This is a genomic window from Cellulomonas pasadenensis, assembly GCF_047229365.1.
Lineage (GTDB): Bacteria > Actinomycetota > Actinomycetes > Actinomycetales > Cellulomonadaceae > Cellulomonas.
Genome location: NZ_JBFTEP010000036.1, coordinates 1 through 22,075 on the forward strand (window position 1 = coordinate 1; position 22,075 = coordinate 22,075).

Consider the following 22,075-nt stretch of genomic DNA (forward strand, 5'->3'; position numbering starts at 1 on the left):
GCTGCACGACGGCCGGGTGGACGCCGACGGCGCGGCGGGCGCGACGGCGCGGCGGGCGGCGACGGCGGGCAGTGACCGCCGGCGCGGTCCGTCGTGACCGCCCCGGCGTCAGTCCGTCGTGACGACCAGCGCGTCGTAGCCGCCGAGCGCCGGGAGGAGCTCCATCCGCAGGTCGGACGGGTCGGCCACGGCGAAGCCGAGGTCGAAGCTCGCCGTGCCGCCCGGGTCGAGCGTGACGTACGGGCCGGCGGTGTCGATCTCGCGGGCGGGGTCCCACACCGGCGTCGCGGTGACGCCGCCGGACTCGGCCGTCGCCGACAGCGTGCTCGGCGTGTAGGGCTCCTTCGTGCCGTTGGTGACCTGCACGCGCACGCGCACGGGCACGCCCTCCTCGACGCCCTCGGCCTCGCCGGACGGCTCGAACACCTGCGGCGCCTTCACGGTGAGGAACAGGCCGTCGGCGTACTCGAACGGCTTGCCGAACCTGACCGTCGACCCGGCCTGGGTGGCCGTGCCGGTGGGTGCCCCCGACTCGTCGGCGGACGCGGTCGACGCGCACGCCGACGCGAGCGCCAGCAGGGTCGCGACCGCGGTGGCGACGGCGACGGTGCGTCCTCGCCGGGCGCGGGCCGCGCGGTGGGCGACGGGGGCGGTGGACCCGCCGCCGGTGGGGCGTGCGGTGCGGTGCTGGGTCACTCGGACTCCTCGGACGTGGCCGCTGGGACGCGGGCGGTCCGGGGAGAAAGGCCGTTCTTCATCCGGCCCCCGCCGGTCGGGTGGGAATGTAGCAGCGCCTTCCGACGGTGCGTCCGTCGCGTCCGTCGCTCAGATGCAGCCAGGCGCCCCGGCCGCCGCGCGCGCGTGCGTCGTGCCAGGTCGGAGCCGTGGGCGCTAGCGGCGACCGGGTGATGCACAGTGCCGGAAAAGGGACAGCAATGCGCTTGCGCGCCGCGCCCGGACATCTGCCGGAAACAATGCCGGGCGCGGCGCGCGGTGGTGGAGATCTTCGTCACACGCCGCCGACGGCGAGTGCCGCGTACCCGTAGAGCGCCGGCACGAGCGTCAGCCGGAGCCGCTCCGGGTCCGCCGCCTCGAAGCCCACGCGGAACTGCACGGTCCCGCCCGGCGGCACCGCGAACGCGGGCCCGGAGAGCTCGACGCCCTGGTCCGGGTCCCACACCGGCGCGGCAGGCGTGCCGTCGACGGCGGCGGTGACCTCCACCGTGCTCGCGCGGTACGCCGCGTCGGTGCCGTTGGTGACGGTGACCTCGACGAGCGCGGCGGCGGCGCCCGTGCCGCCGCTCGCGGTGCGGGACGGCGTGAACGGCACGGGCGCGCCGACCTCGACCGTGAGCCCGTCGGCGTAGGTGAACGGGATGCCGTACGTCGTCGGGGCGGCCGGGAGGGCGTCGGGCACGGTGCGGTCGGCGGCGGAGCCCGCGGCACTGCTCCCCGTGGGCACCAGGGCCGAGCGCACGGCCAGCCCGACGACGGCGGCCACGACGAGGAGCGCGACCGCCGCCCACGTGCGCAGCCGCCCCGCGACCGGGCGGCGGTCGCGCTCGCGGACGGGCGGGGGGACGGGCTCGGGTGCGACGGCGGTGGCGCCACGCAGTCCGAGGCCGGCGGCCGGGACGGAGGGTGGGAGCGCTCCCTCGAAGCGGGGGCGGTCTGCGGTCACGGTGTGTCTCCCTGGTCGGCGGGCGCTGGCCGACCCCGGGAGGGGCCCGGCGGGGTCGGCTGCGAGCGCCGCGGCGTGCCGGTGCACGAGCCGCGACGGCGCGGCGACGCGCACCCGCGCCGGGCGGACCGGGACGTGGGGGCGACGTCGGCGACGACCGTAGCCAGGGCGGTCAGGGCCTAAACGCTTATGACGTGGGGGTTCACACCGACTTCTCACGCGGAGTCGTACGGGCTGTGACTACGGCGCTGGCCGTGACGCCGTGCGGTGAGACGCGCGCCGCCTAGGCGTCAGACGTCGGCGTCGCGTCGACCTCGAGGTGCGGCGCGGCGGGCGCGCCCAGGTCGAACCCGGCGAGGTACGCGTCGAGGTCGCCGAGCGTGGCCGCGTCGCGCGCGGCGGCCCGGGCGCGACGGGGGCGCGCCAGCTCGTCCGGGGCGATGCGCAGCCACACGAGCCGGGCCCGTCCGCCGGCGTCGGAGACGGCGTCCGCGAGCCGCTGCCACGCCGTCGGTCCGCCCGGCCGCCGCGCCGCTCAGGCCACCAGGTCGCGGCGTCGGTACGCGGCCGGCGCCGCCGCCCCCAGCGCCAGGGCCGCCGCGGTCACCGCCGCCACCGGGCCGGGCGCGAACCCCTCCGCGGGCAGGGCCGGCAGCAGCGCGAACGGCAGGACGTCGAGCAGCGCGGCGGGCACGTCGAGCAGGCCGCCGTACAGGCCGAGCACGATCGACGCCACGAGCGGCAGCCACACCGCCCACGTCGGTGCCCGCACGGCGTGCACGAGCGCCGCCAGCGCGGTGAAGAGGGCGACGACCGGCAGCTGCCCGAGCGCGGCGAGCGCCAGCTCGCCGACGAGCGCGGCGTCGTCCGTGACGGTGAGCGCCCCGGCGCCGAGCGCCGCGCCGCTGACGACCAGCAGCACGGCCGCACCGGCGAGGGCGACCGTGAGGTGCGCGGCCGTCCACGCCGACCGGCTCACCGCCGCGGCGAGCACGGCCGCGGTCTGCCCGCGCGCCTCGGCGCGTCCCATCCGCAGCACGGTCACGACGGCGAACACGGTGACCGCCATCGCGAAGAAGCCCACGAACGCGGACAGCATCCCGAGCAGCACGTCGTCCCCGGTCGCCCCGAACGCGGCCGCGAGCTCCGGGTCGTCCGCGAAGCTGTCGACGACGCCCTGGACGAGCGACCCCGTCAGCGCGGCCGTCACGGCGAGGCCGACCGCCCAGGCGACGACTGCGGTCCGCTCGAGCCGCGCCACGAGCCTGAGCGGCGTGCCGAGCAGCGGGCCCGCGGTCGCGCGCCCGCGGCGCTCGGGCAGGAGGCCGGCGCCGACGTCGCGCCGCCGGGCGAGGACCGACGCCACCACGACCAGGGCCGCCGCGAGCAGCAGGCACAGCACCAGCGGCCACCAGCGCAGGTCCACGTACGCGCGGGCCTGCTGCGCCCAGCCGATCGGCGACGCCCACGACAGCGCGCTGTCCCCGCCCTGCCGCGCGTCACCGACGCCCCGCACGACGAACGCAAGACCGACCGCCGCGCCCGCGAGCCCGTTCGCGCCGCGGCCCGTCGTCGCGAGCTGCGCCGCCACGGCGGCGAGGGCGGCGAACACGAGACCGACGGCACCCACGCCGGCGGCGACCGCCGCCGAGCCGCCGACCGGCAGGTCGGCGGACAGCAGCGCGGCGAGCAGCGCGGCGGCGACCACGACGTTCGCGACGAGCGCCGTCGCCAGCGCCGCGGTCAGCGGTGCACGCCGGCCGACGGCGCCCGCGAGCACGAGGTCGAGGCGCCCCGCCTCCTCCTCGGCGCGCGTGTGCCGCACCACGAGGAACGACGACATCAGCGCCGCGGCGACGGCCAGCATGCCGAGCAGCTCGTTCGCGACCATCGCGCCGAGCGTGTAGTCGTCGAGCCCGTACCCGGGCCCGGCCAGCAGGGCGCCGGAGGGCTCGCGCATGATCGCCGCGCGCGTCTGGCGCGCGGCGGCGTCCGGGTAGACGGCGGGCAGCGCGGCCGCGAAGTACGCGACGAGCCCGCCGAGCGCGACGGCCCACACGGCGAGGCGCACCCGCTCGCGCCGCAGCGCGACCCGCAGCAGCGTGCCCGTGCCGGCCCACGGGCCGCCGGTCGTGGCGGTGGCCGGCGGGGCGAGGGTCGCCGCGGTCACCGGGCCACCTCGCCGTACTGCTGCACGAACAGCTCCTCGAGGGACGGCGGCGTCGCGACCAGCCCGCGTGCACCGGCGCCGGCCAGGTGGCCGAGCAGCGCCGGCAGGGCGTCGTCGTCGACGGCCAGGTGCACGCGCTCGCCCTCGCGCCGCACGTCGTGCACGCCCGGGACACGAGCCAGGTCGTCGACCGGGGTCCCGACGACGGCCGTCACGGCGGTGCGGTGCAGCGCGCGCAGCTCCGCGAGCGACCCCGTCAGCACGGTGCGGCCGTCGCGGACGATGGTGACGCGCTCGCACAGCCGCTCCACCTCCGCGAGCACGTGGCTCGAGAGGAGCACGGTGCGGCCGTCCGTGACCGCCTCGGCGACGCACTCCTGGAAGACGAGCTCCATCAGCGGGTCGAGCCCCGACGTGGGCTCGTCGAGGACGAGCAGCTCGGCGTCGCCGGCGAGCGCCGCGACGAGCGCGACCTTCTGCCGGTTGCCTTTCGAGTACGTGCGGGCCTTGCGCGTCGGGTCCAGGGCGAACCGCTCGAGCAGCTCGTCGCGGCGGCGGGTGCCGGCCCGGCCGTGCAGGCGCAGCAGCAGGTCGATGCACTCGCCGCCGGTGAGCTGCGGCCACAGGGTGACGTCGCCGGGCACGTAGGCGGTGCGGCGGTGCAGCGCGACGGCGTCCGCCCACGGGTCCGCGTCCAGCACGCGCGCCGTGCCGGAGTCGGCGCGGACGAGCCCGAGCAGCACGCGCAGGGTGGTGGACTTGCCGGCGCCGTTGGGGCCGAGGAACCCGTGCACCTCGCCGGGTTCGACGGTCAGGTCGAGGTGGTCGAGGGCCCGCACGGGGCCGAAGGACTTGGTCAGGTCGCGCACGTCGACGACGGGCATGGGTGGGCTTCTCTCAGGAGGTGGGACGGGGGTCGGGGGAGGGTGCGCCCGCCGGCGGGTCCGTCACGTACATGAGGTAGGCGTCGAGCATCCGGCGCTCGGTCATGAGGCCGTCGGTGTAGAGCTCGAGGGCGGGCAGCGCGACGGCGTCCATGTGCGCGCGCAGGCGTGGGCCGAGGTCCGCGGGGTCGTCGACGGGCTCGAGGGTGAGCGCGACGAGCAGGCCGCCGATCGCCTGCTGCGTGAGGAGGCGGGCGCGGGCGGCCTCGTCGCGGCTCGGGCGGACGGTGCCCGCCGCGACGCCCGCGCGCAGGTACTCCTCGGCGTCCGCGACGAACGCCGCGTAGAAGGTGCGCGCCAGCTCCCCGCCGTGCTGGACGCTGCGCAGGACGTAGGCGACGAGCGGCGCGTACGTCTCGACCTGCGCGAGCTCGACGAGCAGGTGGTCGGGCCCCGACGGGCCGACGGCGTCCTCCTTGTGCGCGGCGACCGTCGCGAGCACGTGCGCGTCGCACTCCGCGCGCAGCCGGTCCTTGGAGCCGAAGTGGTGCAGGACGAGGGGCGCGCTGACGCCGGCGTCCTGCGCGATGGTCCGCAGGCTCACCCCGAACCCGTCCCGGCCGAAGCGCGCGATCGCGGCGTCGCGGATGCGCGCGCGGGCGGTGAGGTCGTCGGACGGGAAGGCTGACCGCATGGTCAGTAGACTAACCGAGTGTTCAGCCCGGGCGCCAGGGGCGCACCCGCGAGGTCCGGCCGGTGCCGGCGGCGGACCGTCAGGGCTCGACGGCGTCTGCGTCCTCGTCCCCCGAGCGGACCGCGATCCGCTCGCCGACGGCGGTCTCCGCGCTCTCCAGCAGCAGGTACACGCACGCGCCGACGAACGGTGCCACCGCCCACACCGACGCGTGCGTGATCCACTCCGCGAGCCCCCACGCGACCGCGAGCCCGCCGAGGACCGACAGCAGGTTCAGGCTCGTGCCGATCGCCGTGACGCGCGTGTCGTGCTGCGGCATCGGCCGACGGAACCCACGGGACAGCACTGCCTCGAGCACCGTGAACGACATCACCGCACCGGTCGCGAACCAGAACACCCGCGCCACGTCCGGCGGGCCCTCGGTCGTCTGGAGCAGCCCGAACGCCGCGGTCACGAGGATGGAGAAGCCGAACGTGGTGCTCTCGCGGCCCACGGTGCTGCGCATGCCGCGCCCCAGCGCGCCCGACGCGCGGGCCGTCACCGGCGCCGGACCCCCGCGCCCCGACCCGGACGCCATCAGCCGTCCGACTCCCGCGCCCTGCGGGTCCGGCGGTCGTTCTCCTTGCCGATCGCCTCGACCAGCTCGTCCTTGGTCATGCGGGACCGGCCGCTGACGTCGAGCTCGGAGGCCACCTCGTACAGGTGCTTCTTGCTGGCGTTCGCGTCGACGCCGCCCGCGGTGGGTGCGTCGCCGTCGGGCCCGCCGCCCTCGGCGCGCGCGTCCGACGGCCCGTTCTTCTCCTTCGGCTCCCAGTGGTCGCCGACCTTCTCGTGCGTGTGCTTCACCGCCGCGAACGCCGTCCGCGCGGCCCGCTGCTCGTCGCCGTCGTACGTCTCCACCGCCGAGTCGTACGTCTTCGCGAACGTCCGCTGCGCCTTCTCGTCGGAGCGCCGCAGCGTCGACGGGATCTCGCTCTGCTTCGCGTCGCCCTTGCGCGTCGTCTTCGGCATCGGTGGCCTCCTGTCGGGTCGCACGGTCCCGACGATCGTCGCGCCGGGCGGGTCGCGTCGCACGCCGACGCCGCGCACGTGCGCCGCCGTAGGGTGCGCGCGTGACCTCGACGCCCGGCGACGTGCCGGCCACCGACGCGGACGCCCTCCGTGACCGCCGGCGCCGGCTGCGGGAGCAGGTGCGCGCCGACCCGCGGCGCCTCGACCTGCGCACCGAGCTGGCGGCGGCGTACCGCGCCGAGGGCAACGCCTCGCAGGCGGGCCGGTGGGACTACCTGTCGGACGACGCCGACCCGGGCGAGACCGCGGCGTTCGCGCTGCTGCCGGCACGACCCGGTCGAGATGATGCGCGCCCTGCGGTGGACCGGCTCGGAGGAGGACGCGCCGACCGAGGTGGCCCGGGAGCGGCTGCGTGCGGTGCGCACGGCGGCGCGGGACGTCGCCGGGCGCCGGGTCACGTGGGAGCAGCCGGTCCGCGACGACGCGATGTGGCCGTTCGTCCTCGGGTGCGCGGGCGTCGTCCTGGTGCTGGCGCTGGCCGTGGTCGGCGGGATCGCGACGGTCGGCTGGCTGGTCGACCGGTTCTGACGTCGAGGCCGTCGACGCCCTCGACGGACGACGGCACTTACGTACGACGGCCCGACGCACGACGGCCCGACGCACGACGGCCCGACGCACAAAGGCCAGGTGCGGACGACGTCCGGACCTGGCCCTGGGAGCGGGTGACGGGAATCGAACCCGCGCTATCAGCTTGGGAAGCTGATGTTCTACCATTGAACTACACCCGCACGACGGCCCCGAGGGGACGTGCGCGACGATCCTACCCAATCCACGGCGCCGGTCGCGACGCTCGTGGCAGGCTCGCCCCGTGCCCGCCGTCCTGCGCCCGTACCACCCGTCCGACCAGCCCGGGCTGTACCGCGTCTGCCTCGCCACCGGCGACGCCGGCCGCGACGCCGCGAGCCTGTACCGGGACCCGGAGCTGCTGGGCCACGTGTACGCCGGCCCGTACCCCGTCGCCGACCCGGGGCTGACGTGGGTGGTCGTCGACGAGGGCGGCGTCGGCGGGTACGTCGTCGCGACGGCCGACACCCCCGCGTTCGACGACTGGCTCGAGGCCCGCTGGTGGCCCGTCCTGCGCGAGCGGTACCCGCGCCGCGCCGACCCGGGCGACGGCACGCGCGACCACGTGCTCGTGGACGTCGTGCACGACCACCCGCGCATCGACGTCCCCGCGGGGTTCCCCGCGCACCTGCACATCGACCTGCTGCCGCACCTGCAGGGGCAGGGCTGGGGACGACGGCTGGTCGGGACGCTCGCCGACGCGCTGCGCGCCCGCGGCGTGCCCGGCCTGCACCTGGGCGTGTCGGCGCAGAACACGGGCGCGATCGCGTTCTACGAGCGGATCGGCCTGCGCGTCCACGAGTCGTACGACTGGGGGCACCGGATGGTGCTCCCGCTCGGCTGAGCGGCGGGACGACGTCGGGCGGGGTGAGCGGCGGGCACGCCACCCACCCCGCCCGGGCGTCACCGGTACGTGCGGAAGTACCCCGAGACGTCCACGACCAGGTCGGTCGCGGCCGTGTGGCTGTAGAACGTCGTCCGCCCGCCGTCGCCGACCGGCAGCACGGCGAGGTTGGCCTCGTCGCGGCCGCGCACGAGGTTGATGGACGAGACCTCGGGCAGGGTCGCCGGCACGGTCGTCGGGAACGCACGGATGTGCGTGAGGTCCGCGGCGCCGACGCCCGTGACGTTGACGACCGCCGCGCGGGCGCTCGCCGGCACGGGCAGGCCCGACCCGGCGAGCCGCAGGTCGACGCTGCGACCGGCCTGCAGGCGCCCGGGGAACCCGAGACCCGAGCGCGAGTCCGCGACGCGCTGCGGCGCCACGGGCACGAACCCGGCCGACCCGGTGGCCGTGTAGTACCCGGCGAGGTCCGCGACGAGGTGCGTCGACGCCTGGTCGACCCAGAACCGCACCTGGCCGCCCTCGCCGACCTTCACCGTGACGAGGTTGGCCTGGTCGCGACCCGGGTACAGGTTCAGGCTCGACGTGGTGGGCCCGTCGGGGCCGAAGTCCGGCCGCGGGTACGCGCTGACGAACGTGCGCCCGGTGACCTGCGTGCCGACGACGTTGAGCACGACGGCCGTCGCGTCCGCCGGGACGCCGGCGCGTCCGGCGACCTGCAGGTCGACCCAGCGACCGCCCGTGACGGCGCCCTTGCGCACGCCCGTGCCGTCGCGGGTGTCGAGCACGCGCGTCGGTGTCACCGGCTCGTACCCGGTCGCGCCGCCGGGTGTGTACCAGCCGTAGACGTCGACGATGACGTCGGTCGTCATGCCCTCGGTCATCAGGAGGATCGACTGGTCCTGCCCGAGCTGCACCGTGGCGAGGTTCGGCTGGTCGACGCCGCGGACGACGTTGAGGTTCGACACCAGCGGGACGGGCGTCTCGAACCCGTTCGTCGCCGGGAAGACGCGCACGTTGCCGTGGCCGTTCGCCCGGGTCGCCGTGAGGGACAGCACCACCGCGGTCGCGTCGGCGGGGACGCCGCCGGCAAGGCTCAGCATGAGCCGCTCGTCGGGCGCGAGGGGTGCCGCCCACCCGGAGTCGTCGGGGACACGCGTGTCGAGGACGCGCACGGGATCGATCGGCGTGAACCGGTCGCCGCCGGCGCCCACGGTGAACCACGTGCGCACCGGCGTCGGCAGCGTCGCGCCCGCGGCGTCCCGGACGCCCGTCACGTCGAGCCGGTAGTGCCCGCCGGGCGCGAGCTCCTGCGCGGGCGTCACGGTGAGGACGCCGACGCGGCCGCCGGTGGTCTCGTACGTCGGCGTCGCCGCGACGGGCGCGCCGGTCAGCGCGTCGGCGAGCCGCACGGTGTCCGGGCCGATCGACGCCGGGTCCAGCGGCCGCTCGAACGTGACGCGCCGGGCCTGCCCGTCCGCGCGGCCGCCGGACGCGTGCGGGACGCCGTCGACGCCCCGCAGCCAGCCCGTCCCCGTCGGCGCGGTGTCGGGCGACGCGGGGTCGCTGACCTGGGCGACGCGCAGGCGGTACGGGTCGGAGGTCGCCGCGCCGTTGCGCTGCCGGACGCCCACGAGCAGCGGGCCGGCCGCCGCGACGGGCACGCGGACGCGTGCCGTGACCTCGTAGCCGACGCCGTCGATCAGGCCCAGGACGCGGCCCGCGCCGTCGCGCACCTCCACGTGCGGGTCCGTCCCGCCGGCGACGTCGACGCGGATCTCGTACCAGCCGCGTCGCGCGTCCACCCGGAACCAGTCGACGTCGCCCTCGGGCGTGAGCGCGCCGCGGGGCTGGAGGGTGGCCGCGTCGGGGCCGAGTGCCGTGGCCGTGTCGACGGAGTCGTTCGTGGCGCCGGCCGGCTCGGCGGGGGCGCGGTCGAGCGGGACGGCGACCGCGGCCCGCCGGGCGTCACCCGCGGTCACGGCCGCCGCCGCGTCGAGGACGCCCGCGCCGTAGTACGGGTCGACGCCCTTGGGCCCGGCGTCCCGCGCGGTGGAGACGAGCCGCTGCTCGACCTCCGCCGGAGTGAGCCTGGGCTCGTGCCCGCGGACCAGCGCGGCGGCGCCCGAGACCAGCGGGGCGGCGAACGACGTGCCGGTGTCCGCCGTGTACCCGCCGCCCGACCAGGGACCGACGATCTGCACGCCCGGGGCAGCGAGCGAGACCCAGTCGCCCGTGGTGCTGAAGGACGTGACGGCACCGGCGTCGTCGGTCGCCGTCACGGCCACGAGGCCGTCGACCTCCGGCGCGTACGCGGCCGGGTAGCCCGGGGCCTCGATGCTCTCGTTGCCGGACGCGGCGACGACGACGGCGCCGGCCGCGACGGCCGACCGGATCGCCGCCAGCAGGACGGGCGACGGGTCCGAGCCGCCGAGCGACAGGTTGATCACGTCCGCGCCGTTCTGCGCGGCCCAGGTGATGCCCTCGGCGATGTCGGAGTCGTACCCCTCGCCGAAGGTGTCGAGCACGCGGACCGGCAGCACCGACGCGTCGTGCGCCGCGCCGACGGCGCCGAGCCGGTTGCCGCCCTGCGCCGCGACCGCGCCCGCGACCAGCGTGCCGTGCCCGTTCATGTCGAAGACGTCGGTGTCGCCCTCCACCAGGTCGATGCCCGGCAGCAGGACGCCGGCCAGGTCCTCGTGGTCGCTGACGCCCGTGTCCACGACCGCCACGACGACGCCCGCGCCCGTGCCCGTCTCCCACGCGCGGGGCAGCCGCACGAGGTCCAGGTACGGCGCGGCGCGCCCGATCAGCGGGTCGTTGGTCCAGCCGGCCGTGCGCCGCACGTGGTCCACCTGGACCTCGGCGACGCGGGGGTCGTCGGCCAGCTCGGCGGCCACGGCCTCGGGGTCCTCGTCGCCCGTCGGGACGGCGACGAAGTCGGTGCCGGGCACCTGGCCGTCCGCACCGCCCGCCACACCGGCGGCGCCGAGCGCCGAGCGCCGCTCGCCGTCCGACGCGCGCTCGGCGAACCGCACGAGCACCTGGTCGGCGGCCCGCGGCGCCTCGGGGGCCGGCGGGGCGAGCTCCTCGAGGTCGCCGCGGTCGCCCACCGGGGCGGCGGGCTCCGCGGTGACGGTGCGGCGCTCCGGTGCGGGCTGCGGGGTCGGGTCCGGTGCGGCGGCCGACGGGCCGGCCGCGAGGGCGGTCGCGACGAGCGCGACCGCGGTGGTGAGGGCGCTGAGACGGCGCACGTGCATGAGGGGGTCCTCGAGGTCGGGGCGGACCCGGTCCCTGCGCACGCGACGAGCCCGGCGCCCCGAGGACCGGACGATGCCGGTCACGCTAGCGCCCGGCGTGACCCCCGACGCCACCCGTCCGGGTGACAGCGCGGGTGGTCCGGCCCCCGGTCAGGACCGGCCCGCGTCAGAGCCCCGTGCGCTGCCAGGCCGCCTCCACGCCCGCCTGCCGGAACCCCAGCGCGACGTTGATGGCGAGCATGTGGTCGTTCTCCTGCGCGTTCCACGTGTGGATGCGTCGCGCCGCCGGCCGCCACGCCGTGAACGCCTCGAGGTTGACGCCCTTGACGAGCATCCCCAGGCGGTGGCCGCGGTGCTCGCGCAGCACCAGCGTGTCCTCCTGGAACGCGAACGGGACCTCCGGGATCGGCACCTGCAGCCACGTGAACGCCGCGAGCCGGCCGGTGGGCACGTGCTCCGCCGCCGTGAGCAGCACGTGCTGCCGCCGCTGCGCCATCCGGTCGAGGAGCGTGCGGACGCGGTCCGCGTCCCATCGGTCCTCCTCGAGCGCCAGCCCGCCGAGCGGCACGTCCGTGCTCATGCGCGTCCACAGCTCGGCGAGGTCGTCGAGGCGGTCCTCGGGCAGCTCGTCGCGCCACGTGTGGGTGCGGTAGTCGGCGCCCGCGTGGGCGCGCGCGGCCGCGAGCAGGGCCGCGCGGTCGTCCGCGGTGGGCAGGTCGCCGGCCGTGCCGGGTGCCGGGTCGTCCTGCAGCTCGAGCACCGAGTAGCGCTCGACCTGCTCGAGCGCGTAGCCGCGGGCGAGCGCGAACCGGACCGCGGGCGCGTCCGCCGGGACGCGTCCGGTGCCCGTCGGCGCGGTGAGGGCGCCCGGGCCGGGCTCCGGCTCGGGGCGCACGCCCGACCACGTGAGGGTGGTGGTCCGGCCGGCGGCGCGCACGTGGTCCTCGGCCGCGGCGAGCAGCGCGGTCCCGACGCCGCGCCCGCGGTGGTCGGGGTGGACGGCGACCTCGAGCTGGGCCGTGTGCGTGTTGGCCGTCAGCGGCAGCAGGGCGCTCGCGTAGCCGACGACGTCGCCCGCGGCCGGGGCGGTGCCGTCCGTGCCGTCGCCCGTGCCGTCGCCCTCCGTCACGGCGACCCACACCGCGACGTCGCGGTACGGGTTCGCCCGCAGCGTGCCGAGCAGCACGGCCGTCGGCGCGTGCAGGTCGGTCCAGCCCCAGCGGTCGAGCTCGACGCGCCGGCCGACCTCGGCGATGCCCGCGTACGCCCACGCGTCCGGGGCGTCGGTGGCGTCGGGGACGGGCGGCGCGGGGACGACGCGCCAGGGGCGAGAGGCGTCGGCGGGGCCGGTGGTGGCGTCGGTGCCGGGGCGTGCGGTGGTGCTCATCCCGTCAGCGTGGCGCGCCCCGGACGCCCGGACGAGCTCTTTTCCCGCCCGTCGTCGGACCCGCCCGTCGCCGGACGTCCCCGTCGTCAGACGTGGGCGGTGATCGTGAACGTGCCCGTGCGCTCCTCGCCGGGCTCGAGCTCGAACACGCCCGTGCCGGGCACACCCCGGGCGTGCAGCGTGAAGCCGTCGTTGACGTTGGTGGCGGGCTCGACCGCGAAGTAGCAGCGCCGCCGGGGCGCGTACAGCACGAGGTGCTGGTACGCCTCGTCCATCGCGACGTCGACGGTCACGCCGTCCTCGACGTAGTCCAGGCGCACCGGCGCGCCGGGCTCCAGGCCGGTGAGCACGTCGTCGACGAAGGCCGTGCCCAGCGGGCGGGGCGTGCGGTAGTCGGCACGCGCCGGCGGCGGCCCCGCCGGGCCCGTCGCCATGGCCGCGGACAGCCGGTAGCCGCCCGCGGCGGGCACGTGCACGACCGGTCCCGGCGTCAGCGGGTACTCCGACGGCGGCGCACCCACCGGCAGCAGCGCGCGCCGCAGGTACGGGTGGTGGCCGAACCCGGCGGGGAACGGCTCGTCGTCGACGTTGCGCACGGTCGTCGTCACCGTGAGCGTCGACGCGTGCAGCGCGTACGTCACCGACGCGACGAACCGCCACGGGAAGTTGACGCCCACGAGCGGCGACGAGTCGAGCCGCAGCGTCACCGCACCGTCGGTGCGCCCGACGACGTCCCACACGGCGTGCCGCGCGGCGCCGTGGATGGCGGTGCCGTCCGCCGCGTTGCGCTGCAGCTGCCACGTGCGGCCGCGGAACGGCAGCACGCCCGCACGGATGCGGTTCGACCACGGCACCATCGGGAAGCTCGCGGTCTTCTCGGGGTCGCCGAGGTGCACCCGCCTGGTCGGCCGGAGCAGGTCGCGCCAGACCCCGTCCGCCGTCCGGATGCGCCCGGCCGCGAGGCACGCACCCGTCGCCGGGAGCACGTCGAGCTCCCACGCGTCGCTGCGCACGGTGAGGACCCGCGGGTCCGGCGGTGCGAGCGGGTGCGGCACGCCGCCGCCCGCCCGCAGCGGCGGGCGGAGCGGCGGCGCGTCGAGCGCGTCGATCGACTCGATGAGCGTCATGGCGTGGCCCCCGGCGACGTGACGTGCGGTGCGGAGCGCGTCAGAGCGTGACGTCGACGCGGACGGTGCTGCCGGCGGGCGCGTACGGCACGAGGTTGCCCTCGACCGGCGTGCCGTCGACCACGAGCCGGCCGCGCGAGCCGCGCGCACCGGAGTTCGTCACCGCGATCTCGTACGTCGCCCCGCGGGCGACGCGCGTGACCGTGAACGACGGGACGTCGGGCCCGATCTGCGGGTCGACGACGAGGCCGTCGTACCCGGGACGGACGCCGAGCAGGTGCTGCGACACCGCGACGAAGTTCCACGCCGCCGTGCCGGTCAGCCACGAGTTCTTGGCCTCGCCGGCGCGCGGCGCCTGCTTGCCGGCGATCATCTGCGCGTACACGTACGGCTCGAGCCGGTGCACGTCGCTGATCTCCTCGCGGTACGCCGGGGTGATCCGCTTGTAGTAGTCGAACGCGCGGTCGCCGCGGCCCAGGACCGTCTCGGCGATGATCACCCAGGGGTTGTTGTGGCAGAAGATGCCGCCGTTCTCCTTGTACCCCGGCGGGTAGGTGGAGACCTCGCCCAGCTCGATCTGGTACGTCGTGTAGGCCGGGTACTGCAGCACCAGCCCGTGCGGCGTGCCGAGCATCTCGCCGACCGAGTCGAGGGCCTGGACGGCGGGCGCCTCGGTGTCGTCCGGACCCTCGCCGACGCCGATGCCCGCCATCACGGCGAAGCCCTGCGGCTCGATCCAGATCTTGCCCTCGGGCTTCGCGTCCGTGCCGATCGGGTTGCCGAAGTAGTCGTAGGCGCGCAGGAACCAGCGGCCGTCCCAGCCGTGGTCGAGCACCGCCTGGCGCACCTCGTCGACGACCTTGCGCGCCTGCGACGCGACCTCGCCGAGTCCCCGCCGCTCGGCCAGGTCCGCGTACTCGGCGCCGTAGAGCACGAACTGCGCGGCGATGAAGACGGACTCCGCCGCCCCGCCGCCCTTGTTCTCCGTGGTCTGGAACGACTCGCCCGGCTCGGTGGAGAAGCAGTTGAGGTTGAGGCAGTCGTTCCAGTCGGCGCGGCCGATGAGCGGCAGGCCGTGCGGGCCGCGGTGCTGCACCGTGAACTCGAACGAGCGCGTGAGGTGCTCGAACAGCGGGACCTCGGAGCCCGGCTCGTTGTCGAACGGCACGGGCTCGTCGAGGATCGACCAGTCGCCCGTCTCCTTGACGTACGCCGCGGTGCCGGCGATCAGCCACAGCGGGTCGTCGTTGAAGCCGGAGCCGATGTCGTTGTTCCCGCGCTTCGTCAGCGGCTGGTACTGGTGGTACGCGGAGCCGTCGGCGAACTGCGTCGACGCGATGTCGATGATCCGCTCGCGCGCACGCTCCGGGACCAGGTGCACGAAGCCCAGCAGGTCCTGGTTGGAGTCGCGGAAGCCCATGCCGCGGCCGATGCCGGTCTCGAAGAACGACGCCGAGCGCGACATGTTGAACGTGACCATGCACTGGTACTGGTTCCAGATGTTGACCATCCGGTCGAGCTTCTCGTCGTCCGAGCGGACCGAGTACGTCGACAGCAGGTCCGTCCAGTACGTGCGCAGCGCCTCGAACGCGGCGTCGGCCTGCTCGGCGGTCGCGAAGCGGCCCAGCAGCGCGTGCGCCTTCTCCTTGTTGACGACCTGGTGGGCGTCGTCCGCCCACTTGGCGTCCTGCGGGTTCTCGAGGTAGCCGAGCACGTAGACGAGGTCGCGGGACTCGCCCGGCGCCAGCGTGACCTTCACCGAGTGCGAGCCGATCGGGTACCAGCCCGACGCGACGGAGTTGCCGGACTCGCCGGCGCGCGGCACCGCGGCCTCGCCGAGGCCGTTGTACGCGCCGACGAACGTGTCGCGGTCGGTGTCGAAGCCGTCCGCGCGCGTGTTGACGCCGAAGACGGCGTAGTGGTCGCGGCGCTCGCGGTACTCGGTCTTGTGGAAGATCGCGGACCCGTGCGGGCCGTCCTGCTCGACCTCGACCTCGCCGATGGAGAGGTTGCGCTGGTAGTTCGTCTGGTCGTCCTGCGCGTTCCACAGGCAGAACTCGACGAAGGAGAAGAGCGAGACCGTCTTCTCGGCGTCGGACGTGTTGGTGACGGTGACCTTCTGCACCTCGGCGTCCTCGCCGAGCGGGACGAAGAACAGCGTCGAGACGCGCAGGCCGCCGCGCTCACCGGTGATCCGGGAGTAGCCGAGGCCGTGCCGCGTCTCGAAGTGGTCGAGCTCCGCCTTCACCGGCAGCCACGACGGGGTCCACACGTCGCCCTGGTCGTGCACGTAGAGGTAGCGGCCGCCCGCGTCGGCGGGGATGTTGTTGTAGCGGTACCGCGTGAGGCGCCGCATCTTGGCGTCGCGGTAGAAGGAGTACCCGCCGGCCTGGTGCGACAGGAGCGAGAAGAAGCGCTCCGACCCCAGGTAGTTGATCCAGGGGTACGGGGTGTGGGGCGTCGTGATGACGTACTCGCGGGCCTCGTCGTCGAAGTGGCCGAACCGCATGGCATGCCTCTCGCGTGCTCCGTCGCACGTGACCGCGGACGCGGGGCGGCACCGGGCGGTGCGCGCCCAGGTCAGCGGCCCTGCTCGGGTACCTGGTCGTGGTCTGTGGTGCTGTGCGGAGTGGTCCCGCCCGCGGTCCCGCACGGGTCGTGGACCGTGCGGTGCGAGAGCGCTCCCACGCCTGCTGCCCGACAGCATAGCCGCCGGTGGCCCGGCCCGGAACGGGTCGGCACCTTTCACCGGTGATGCCGGCGCGGCGGCGTTGCCGCGTCGGCGCGTCGTCCGGACGGGTGACGGAACCCGACGTGGTCGAAGCGCTTGCTGGCCACCCTCCCGCGGGTGCGGCCGTCCCGCACGCGGCCGCGGGCGCGGACGGACGATCCGGGCACCCGCCGGACCACTACCGTGGGCGCGTGCTGCTCTCCGACCGCGACATCCGTGCCGAGCTCGAGCAGGGCCGCGTGGCCCTCGACCCCTACGAGCCCGCGATGATCCAGCCGTCCAGCATCGACGTGCGGCTCGACCGGTACTTCCGGCTGTTCGACAACCACAAGTACCCCGTCATCGACCCGGCCGCGGAGCAGCCCGACCTCACGCGGCTCGTCGAGGCGGCCCCCGGCGAGCCGTTCGTGCTGCACCCCGGCGAGTTCGTGCTGGGGTCGACGTTCGAGCAGGTCACACTGCCGGACGACGTCGCGGCGCGGCTCGAGGGCAAGTCGTCCCTCGGCCGCCTCGGGCTGCTCACGCACTCCACCGCCGGGTTCATCGACCCCGGCTTCTCCGGCCACGTGACGCTCGAGCTGTCCAACGTCGCGACGCTGCCGATCCTGCTGTGGCCCGGCATGAAGATCGGCCAGCTGTGCTTCTTCCGGCTGTCGTCGGCCGCCGAGCAGCCGTACGGCTCGTCCACGTACGGGTCGCGGTACCAGGGGCAGCGCGGGCCTACGGCGTCGCGGTCGTGGCAGGGGTTCCACCGGACGGAGGTCTGACGTGGCCGGCCTTCCCCCGCTGCCGGTGCGCGACCCCGCGCTGGCCGACAAGCACCTCCTCGCCCTCCCCGACGGCGTCGAGCCCGACGAGGTCGAGGTGCTCGCGTCCAGCCGGTTCCGCAACGTGCGGTGGGAGGACGCCGTGCCGGAGGCGCCCGCGCGCACCGGCGTGCTGCCGGCGGTGACCGCCGCGCTGGGCATCCGGGCGGTCGCCGACCGGGCCACGGGGCCGCGCGCCCTGCGGCTCGCACGCCTGTCGTCGCTCGCCGGGCCGTACGCGGTGCGGGTCGAGGACGCCGTGGCGCTCGGGCTGCCCGGCTCCACCAGCACCGTCTGGGTGCTCACCGCCCCGCGCGAGCGCGGCGAGCGTCCCTGGCCCGGCGGCGACCGCGACGGGCTCAAGCGCGCGTTCCCCGACGGGCTGCCCGTGCGCGAGGAGGAGCGGGTGCTGCAGTGGCTGGTCGCGGCCGCGCGGCGGCTCGGCGGCGCGGTGCGCACGCAGACCGGCGCCGTCCTCACGCCCGACCCCGACGCGTCGACCGACCTCACCGTCCTCACCGCCCGGTGGCTCGAGCCCGACGACGTCCTCGCGCTCGTGCAGCGCGTGCAGCCGCGCGCGTACCTGTCCGTCGCGACCCCGGGCTCGTGGGCGGGGCCGGCGTCACGGACCGGGCGCGGGTCCCAGGGCGCCGTCGGCGGCTCGCCGGAGCGCGGCGGCTCCGGCCTGCGCGCGGCGCTCGAGCGCCACGGCGTCGCCGACGAGGAGGAGCGGCACCGCCTCATGGCCGAGGCCGACGCCTACGACGAGCTCATGCTCGCCGCGCCGCCCGCCGCCGAGGCGTTCGGCGTGCTCGTCGACCTGGGCGTCGACGGCATGCTCGCGGTCGAGGTGTCCGCGCACGAGCAGCTGCCGCCGCTGCTCGAGGGCCTCCCGTGGGTCGCCGACGGCGTCGTCGCGTACCGCGTGCGCTGGGAGCCGCGCGAGATCGAGCAGATCGAGCAGGAGCGCCCGACGCTCGAGCACCGCGTGGCACGCAGCCGGTCCGCGCCGCTCGTGTCGGCGGTCGCGCGCGTGCTGCACGCGGAGCTGGGCGGCGAGATCGCCGACGAGGCCGACTTCCTGGTGGACCCGGCGGACCTCTGACGCCGGGCCCCGCGGCCCCGCGGCCCCGCGGCCGCGCGGCCCCGCGGCCCCGCGGCCGCCGGAGCGCCTCCGGCCGTCGTCGAACCGGTCGTCGTGCAGCGGTCCGGTGCGGTGGTGCTGCGCGATGGCCGGGTCGCGGGCCGGGGCAGGGTCGACGGGGCAGGGTCGGTGGGGCAGGGGCGGCGGGGCAGGTCACAGCGGTGGTGGAGCGGGACGGGTGTCCGGGTGGCTGCCCGCTCGGGATGCCGGGTCGCGCGGGCGCAGGTAGACACGACGCATGGGAGCTCTCGTGCGATCTGCAGCGCTCGGCCTGGCGGCCGGCGGACGGGCGGCGGTCGGGGTCGCGGTCCCCGTGCTCGCCGCGACGGAGGGGAGGCGGGGCGTCGGCGCGGCTCTCGCGCGCACGCTCGCGCGGACCGCGCTGGTCGGCGAGACCGTCACGGACAAGCTGCCGGGCCTGCCGAGCCGGCTGGTCCCGCCGATGCTCGTCGGCCGCGTGCTGTCCGGGGCCGGCGGCGCGATCGCCCTCGCGCTCGTCGAGCGGCGCAAGGTGCCCGCCGTGGTGCTCGCAGGCGTGGCCGGTGCCGCCGGCGCGTTCGCCGGTGCGGTGGGCGGCGCGTCGTGGCGCGAGTGGGCGGCCGAGCACGGCCCGTCCTTCCTCAGCGGCCGCGGCGCCGGGTTCGCCGAGGACGCCCTCGTGCTGTCCACCGCCAACAAGCTCGTCGCGACGTCCCGCTGACGCGCCTCCGAGCCGACCACAGCCCCGCCGCCGGCGGCACGACGCACGGCGCCGACGGCCCGGCCGCACGCCGGCCGGGTCGGTCCGGCACCGTGGCCGACCGCCCGTCCGCACGAACCGACGCCCTCGACCACTCACGACAGGAGCCCACCGTGGCCGACCAGTACACGATGACGGACCCGATCGCGCAGTACCCGCAGCCGGAGATCCCCGAGCAGACGCTCGACGGTCCCGGCCTCGACGCCGACCTCACCCCCACCGCCGACCACGGCTTCGACACCTACCGCGGCAGCGGACGGCTCGAGGGCCGCAAGGCGCTCGTCACCGGCGGCGACTCCGGGATCGGACGGGCCGTCGCGGTGGCGTTCGCCCGCGAGGGCGCCGACGTCGTCCTGTCGTACCTGCCCCAGGAGCAGGAGGACGCCGAGGTCGTGCGGCGCCACGTCGAGGAGGCCGGGCGCCGGTGCGTCCTCGCGCCCGGGGACGTCTCGGACGAGCAGGTCGCGCGCGGCCTGGTGCGGACGACCGTCGAGGAGCTCGGCGGCATCGACGTGATCGCGAACATCGCGGGGCGCCAGCAGCACGTCGAGGACCTCGCGGACCTGACGAGCGAGAGCTTCGACCAGACGTTCCGCACCAACGTGCACGCGCTGTTCTGGATCGTGCAGGAGGCGCTGCCGCACCTGCCCAAGGGTGCGTCGATCATCAACACCAGCTCCATCCAGGCGTACCAGCCGTCGCCGAACCTCGTCGACTACGCGACGACGAAGGCCGCGATCAACACGATCTCCAAGGCGCTCGCCGGGCAGCTCGCGCCCAAGGGCATCCGCGTCAACGTGGTCGCACCCGGCCCGGTGTGGACGCCGCTGCAGGCCGCGGGCGGTCAGCCGCCCGAGGCGCTCCCGGAGTTCGGCGAGCAGACGCCCTACGGCCGCGCGGGGCAGCCCGCCGAGCTCGCGCCCGCGTTCGTGTTCCTCGCCTCCCAGGAGTCCAGCTACGTCAGCGGCGCGACGATCGCGGTGACGGGCGGGATGCCGACCCCGTGATCGACGACGCGGCGCTGCCGGACTCGCTGACGGCGGACGACGGCATCCCGGGGTCCGGTCGGCGCGACGCCGACCGGCTCCGGGCTCCGGCGCCGCGTGAGGACGGCTACGTCGCGCTCCGCTCGTACGCGGCGATCGGCGACGGCCGCACCGTCGCGCTGGTCGCCGAGGACGGTCGCATCGACTGGTTCCCGGTGCCCGTGCTCGACGCACGGCCCGTGTTCGCGGCGCTCCTCGACGCCGACCAGGGCGGACGGGTCGAGCTCGCGCCGACCGTCCCGTTCGAGGTGGCGCGCGAGTACGTGCCCGGGACGAACGTGCTGGTGACGCGGTTCGTCACCGACACCGGCGAGGTCCGCGTCACCGACGCGATGACCACCGGCGTCGCGGGGCGGCTGCCGTGGTGCGAGCTGGTGCGCCGCGTCGAGGGCGTGCGCGGCAGCGTCCCGATGGCGTGGCGGGTCGCACCGGGGACGATGCTCGGGATGGCGTCGCCGTGGGTGCGCCGGACGCGGCGCGGGCCGGTCGTCACGGTCGACGGCGTGTCGCTCGTCGTCGCCACGCTGGGGGAGATGACGACGCACGTGGACGACCGCGAGGTCGCGGGCGTGCTCGCGACGGCGCCCGGCTCGCGGCACGTGGTCGGGCTCGCGGGCACGCGGGACGAGCCGGTGTTCGTGCCGGACCCCGAGCTCATGGACGCCGGCATCGAGCGCACCGTGGAGAACTGGCGCGTGTGGACGCGCGAGTTCCACTACGACGGGCCGTGGGCGCAGGCCGTGCAGCGAAGCGCGCTCGCGCTCAAGCTGCTGGTGCACGCGCCGACCGGCTCCATCGCGGCCGCGGGCACCACCGCCCTGCCCGAGTCGTGGGCCGGCGGCAAGAACTGGGACTACCGCTACGCGTGGGTGCGCGACGTCGCGTACGTGGTGGACGCGCTCACGCGGTTCGGCCTGCGCGAGGAGACGCACGCGGCGATGGGCTGGACGCTGCGCACCGTCGCCCGGCACCCGCCGTCGGTCTTCTTCACCCTCGACGGCGAGCTGGCGCACGGCCGTGCCGAGCGCGACGTCCCCGGCTGGCGCGGCATCGGGCCGGTCGTCGACGGCAACCGGGCGTCCCGCCAGCTCCAGCTCGGCACCTACGGCGACCTCATGGGCGTCGTGCGTACCTACGTCGACGCCGGCAACCTGCTCGACGCCGAGACGGGTCGGGTGCTCGCGGGCATCGCCGACCGCGCCTGCGACGCCTGGCGGCAGCCCGACGCGGGCATCTGGGAGCTCACGGACGAGCGCCGGTACACGTCGTCGGCGCTGGGCTGCCGGCACGCGCTGCTGTGCGCGGCGCACCTCGCCGACGAGGGGCACCTGCCCGGCGACGCCGACCGGTGGCGCGCCGAGGCCGACGCCATCGCTGCGTGGGTGCGTGCCGAGTGCTGGTCCGACGCGAAGGGCGCCTACGTCATGCACCCCGGCACGGACGCGCTCGACGCGTCGGTGCTGCTGTTCGTGGAGCAGGAGTTCGACACGCCCGAGCGGCTGGGGTCGACGCTCGACGCCGTCCGCGCCGAGCTGGGCGCCGGGCCGCTGCTGTGGCGGTACTCCGGCATGCAGGACGAGGAGGGCACGTTCGTCGCGTGCGCGTTCTGGGGCGTGCGCGCCGCCGCCCTGCTGGGCCGCGTCGACGAGGCGCGGACGTGGATGGACGGGCTCCTCGAGCACGCCAACGACGTGGGGATCTGGGGCGAGATGATCGACGCCCGCACGGGCGAGTTCCTCGGCAACCTGCCGCAGGCCCTCTCGCACCTGGCGCTCGTGCACGCCGCGCTCGCGGTCGGCGGCGACGACGACGCGCACGTCGTCGACCCCGAGCAGGCCCCGTACCCGCCGCCCGAGGAGCCGCCGGAGCACCCGCAGACCCGCTCGCGGGACCCGTGGCGCTCGGCGGCACCCACCGGCACCTGAGC

The 22,075-nt window shown here is 76.1% G+C and carries 18 protein-coding genes, 1 tRNA gene and 2 pseudogenes; 8 read left to right on the plus strand and 13 right to left on the minus strand.

Annotated elements, in window-relative coordinates:
* Nucleotides 1-108: 108 nt before the first annotated feature.
* The 8 genes from AB6N23_RS07250 to AB6N23_RS07285 all read right to left on the minus strand — a co-directional run bounded on the left by AB6N23_RS07250 (nucleotide 109) and on the right by AB6N23_RS07285 (nucleotide 6,440).
* Nucleotides 109-696, minus strand: coding sequence for a hypothetical protein (locus tag AB6N23_RS07250; protein ID WP_412865417.1), 588 nt, complete (start codon nucleotides 694-696; stop codon nucleotides 109-111).
* A gap of 313 nt (nucleotides 697-1,009) precedes the next feature.
* The gene (locus AB6N23_RS07255) at nucleotides 1,010-1,681 is read right to left on the minus strand and encodes a hypothetical protein (protein WP_412865418.1); all 672 of its coding nucleotides are present in this window, start codon (nucleotides 1,679-1,681) and stop codon (nucleotides 1,010-1,012) included.
* A 283-nt stretch (nucleotides 1,682-1,964) separates the two neighbouring features.
* Nucleotides 1,965-2,135, minus strand: coding sequence for a hypothetical protein (locus AB6N23_RS07260; RefSeq protein WP_412865419.1), 171 nt, complete (start codon nucleotides 2,133-2,135; stop codon nucleotides 1,965-1,967).
* An 81-nt stretch (nucleotides 2,136-2,216) separates the two neighbouring features.
* Nucleotides 2,217-3,851 carry an ABC transporter permease gene (locus tag AB6N23_RS07265; RefSeq protein ID WP_412865420.1) on the minus strand — a complete coding sequence of 545 codons (1,635 nt, stop codon included), beginning with the start codon at nucleotides 3,849-3,851 and terminating at the stop codon, nucleotides 2,217-2,219.
* Nucleotides 3,848-4,735, minus strand: coding sequence for an ABC transporter ATP-binding protein (locus AB6N23_RS07270; RefSeq protein ID WP_412865421.1), 888 nt, complete (start codon nucleotides 4,733-4,735; stop codon nucleotides 3,848-3,850). Before AB6N23_RS07270 ends, AB6N23_RS07265 begins: the two co-directional genes overlap by 4 nt.
* Before the next feature lie 13 nt (nucleotides 4,736-4,748).
* The gene (locus AB6N23_RS07275) at nucleotides 4,749-5,429 is read right to left on the minus strand and encodes a TetR/AcrR family transcriptional regulator (RefSeq protein ID WP_412865422.1); all 681 of its coding nucleotides are present in this window, start codon (nucleotides 5,427-5,429) and stop codon (nucleotides 4,749-4,751) included.
* Nucleotides 5,430-5,508: 79 nt separating this feature from the next.
* Entirely contained in the window at nucleotides 5,509-5,970 is a 462-nt protein-coding gene (locus AB6N23_RS07280) for a hypothetical protein (protein WP_412865423.1), read from the minus strand.
* A 35-nt stretch (nucleotides 5,971-6,005) separates the two neighbouring features.
* Nucleotides 6,006-6,440: a ChaB family protein gene (locus AB6N23_RS07285; protein ID WP_412865424.1), complete on the minus strand. Its 435-nt coding sequence runs from the start codon at nucleotides 6,438-6,440 to the stop codon at nucleotides 6,006-6,008.
* 122 nt (nucleotides 6,441-6,562) lie between these two features.
* Between AB6N23_RS07285 and AB6N23_RS07290 the strand changes: the two are divergent.
* Nucleotides 6,563-6,745, plus strand: a pseudogene (locus tag AB6N23_RS07290) (DUF6584 family protein); the annotation flags it as partial.
* A gap of 28 nt (nucleotides 6,746-6,773) precedes the next feature.
* Nucleotides 6,774-7,028 (plus strand): annotated as a pseudogene (locus AB6N23_RS07295) (DUF6584 family protein); the annotation flags it as partial.
* Nucleotides 7,029-7,157: 129 nt separating this feature from the next.
* Here AB6N23_RS07295 and AB6N23_RS07300 read toward each other — a convergent pair.
* A tRNA-Gly gene (locus tag AB6N23_RS07300) sits at nucleotides 7,158-7,228 on the minus strand.
* 80 nt (nucleotides 7,229-7,308) lie between these two features.
* Between AB6N23_RS07300 and AB6N23_RS07305 the strand changes: the two genes are divergently transcribed.
* Nucleotides 7,309-7,908, plus strand: coding sequence for a GNAT family N-acetyltransferase (locus AB6N23_RS07305; RefSeq protein WP_412865425.1), 600 nt, complete (start codon nucleotides 7,309-7,311; stop codon nucleotides 7,906-7,908).
* A 59-nt stretch (nucleotides 7,909-7,967) separates the two neighbouring features.
* On the opposite strand, the gene AB6N23_RS07310 is transcribed toward AB6N23_RS07305, so the two are convergent.
* The 4 genes from AB6N23_RS07310 to AB6N23_RS07325 form a co-directional block, all read right to left on the minus strand.
* The gene (locus AB6N23_RS07310) at nucleotides 7,968-11,168 is read right to left on the minus strand and encodes a S8 family serine peptidase (RefSeq protein WP_412865426.1); all 3,201 of its coding nucleotides are present in this window, start codon (nucleotides 11,166-11,168) and stop codon (nucleotides 7,968-7,970) included.
* Nucleotides 11,169-11,334: 166 nt separating this feature from the next.
* Nucleotides 11,335-12,555, minus strand: coding sequence for a GNAT family N-acetyltransferase (locus AB6N23_RS07315; RefSeq protein ID WP_412865427.1), 1,221 nt, complete (start codon nucleotides 12,553-12,555; stop codon nucleotides 11,335-11,337).
* 86 nt (nucleotides 12,556-12,641) lie between these two features.
* Nucleotides 12,642-13,682: an aldose 1-epimerase gene (locus tag AB6N23_RS07320; protein WP_412865428.1), complete on the minus strand. Its 1,041-nt coding sequence runs from the start codon at nucleotides 13,680-13,682 to the stop codon at nucleotides 12,642-12,644.
* Nucleotides 13,683-13,722: 40 nt separating this feature from the next.
* A complete protein-coding gene (locus AB6N23_RS07325) occupies nucleotides 13,723-16,191 on the minus strand; it encodes a glycoside hydrolase family 94 protein (RefSeq protein WP_412865429.1) in 2,469 nt (822 codons plus the stop codon).
* Between the two features lie 413 nt (nucleotides 16,192-16,604).
* Between AB6N23_RS07325 and dcd the strand changes: the two genes are divergently transcribed.
* The 5 genes from dcd (at nucleotide 16,605) to AB6N23_RS07350 (ending at nucleotide 22,073) form a co-directional block, all read left to right on the plus strand.
* Complete coding sequence (gene dcd / locus AB6N23_RS07330) at nucleotides 16,605-17,180, plus strand: dCTP deaminase (RefSeq protein WP_412865430.1); 576 nt, start codon at nucleotides 16,605-16,607, stop codon at nucleotides 17,178-17,180.
* A gap of 1 nt (nucleotide 17,181) precedes the next feature.
* Entirely contained in the window at nucleotides 17,182-18,324 is a 1,143-nt protein-coding gene (locus AB6N23_RS07335) for a hypothetical protein (protein ID WP_412865431.1), read from the plus strand.
* 277 nt (nucleotides 18,325-18,601) lie between these two features.
* On the plus strand, nucleotides 18,602-19,063 hold the full coding sequence (locus tag AB6N23_RS07340) for a hypothetical protein (protein WP_412865432.1): 462 nt from the start codon (nucleotides 18,602-18,604) through the stop codon (nucleotides 19,061-19,063).
* A gap of 152 nt (nucleotides 19,064-19,215) precedes the next feature.
* Nucleotides 19,216-20,109, plus strand: a complete 894-nt coding sequence (locus tag AB6N23_RS07345; protein WP_412865433.1) for an SDR family oxidoreductase — start codon at nucleotides 19,216-19,218, stop codon at nucleotides 20,107-20,109.
* Nucleotides 20,106-22,073 carry a glycoside hydrolase family 15 protein gene (locus AB6N23_RS07350; protein WP_412865434.1) on the plus strand — a complete coding sequence of 656 codons (1,968 nt, stop codon included), beginning with the start codon at nucleotides 20,106-20,108 and terminating at the stop codon, nucleotides 22,071-22,073. Before AB6N23_RS07345 ends, AB6N23_RS07350 begins: the two co-directional genes overlap by 4 nt.
* Nucleotides 22,074-22,075 lie beyond the last annotated feature (2 nt).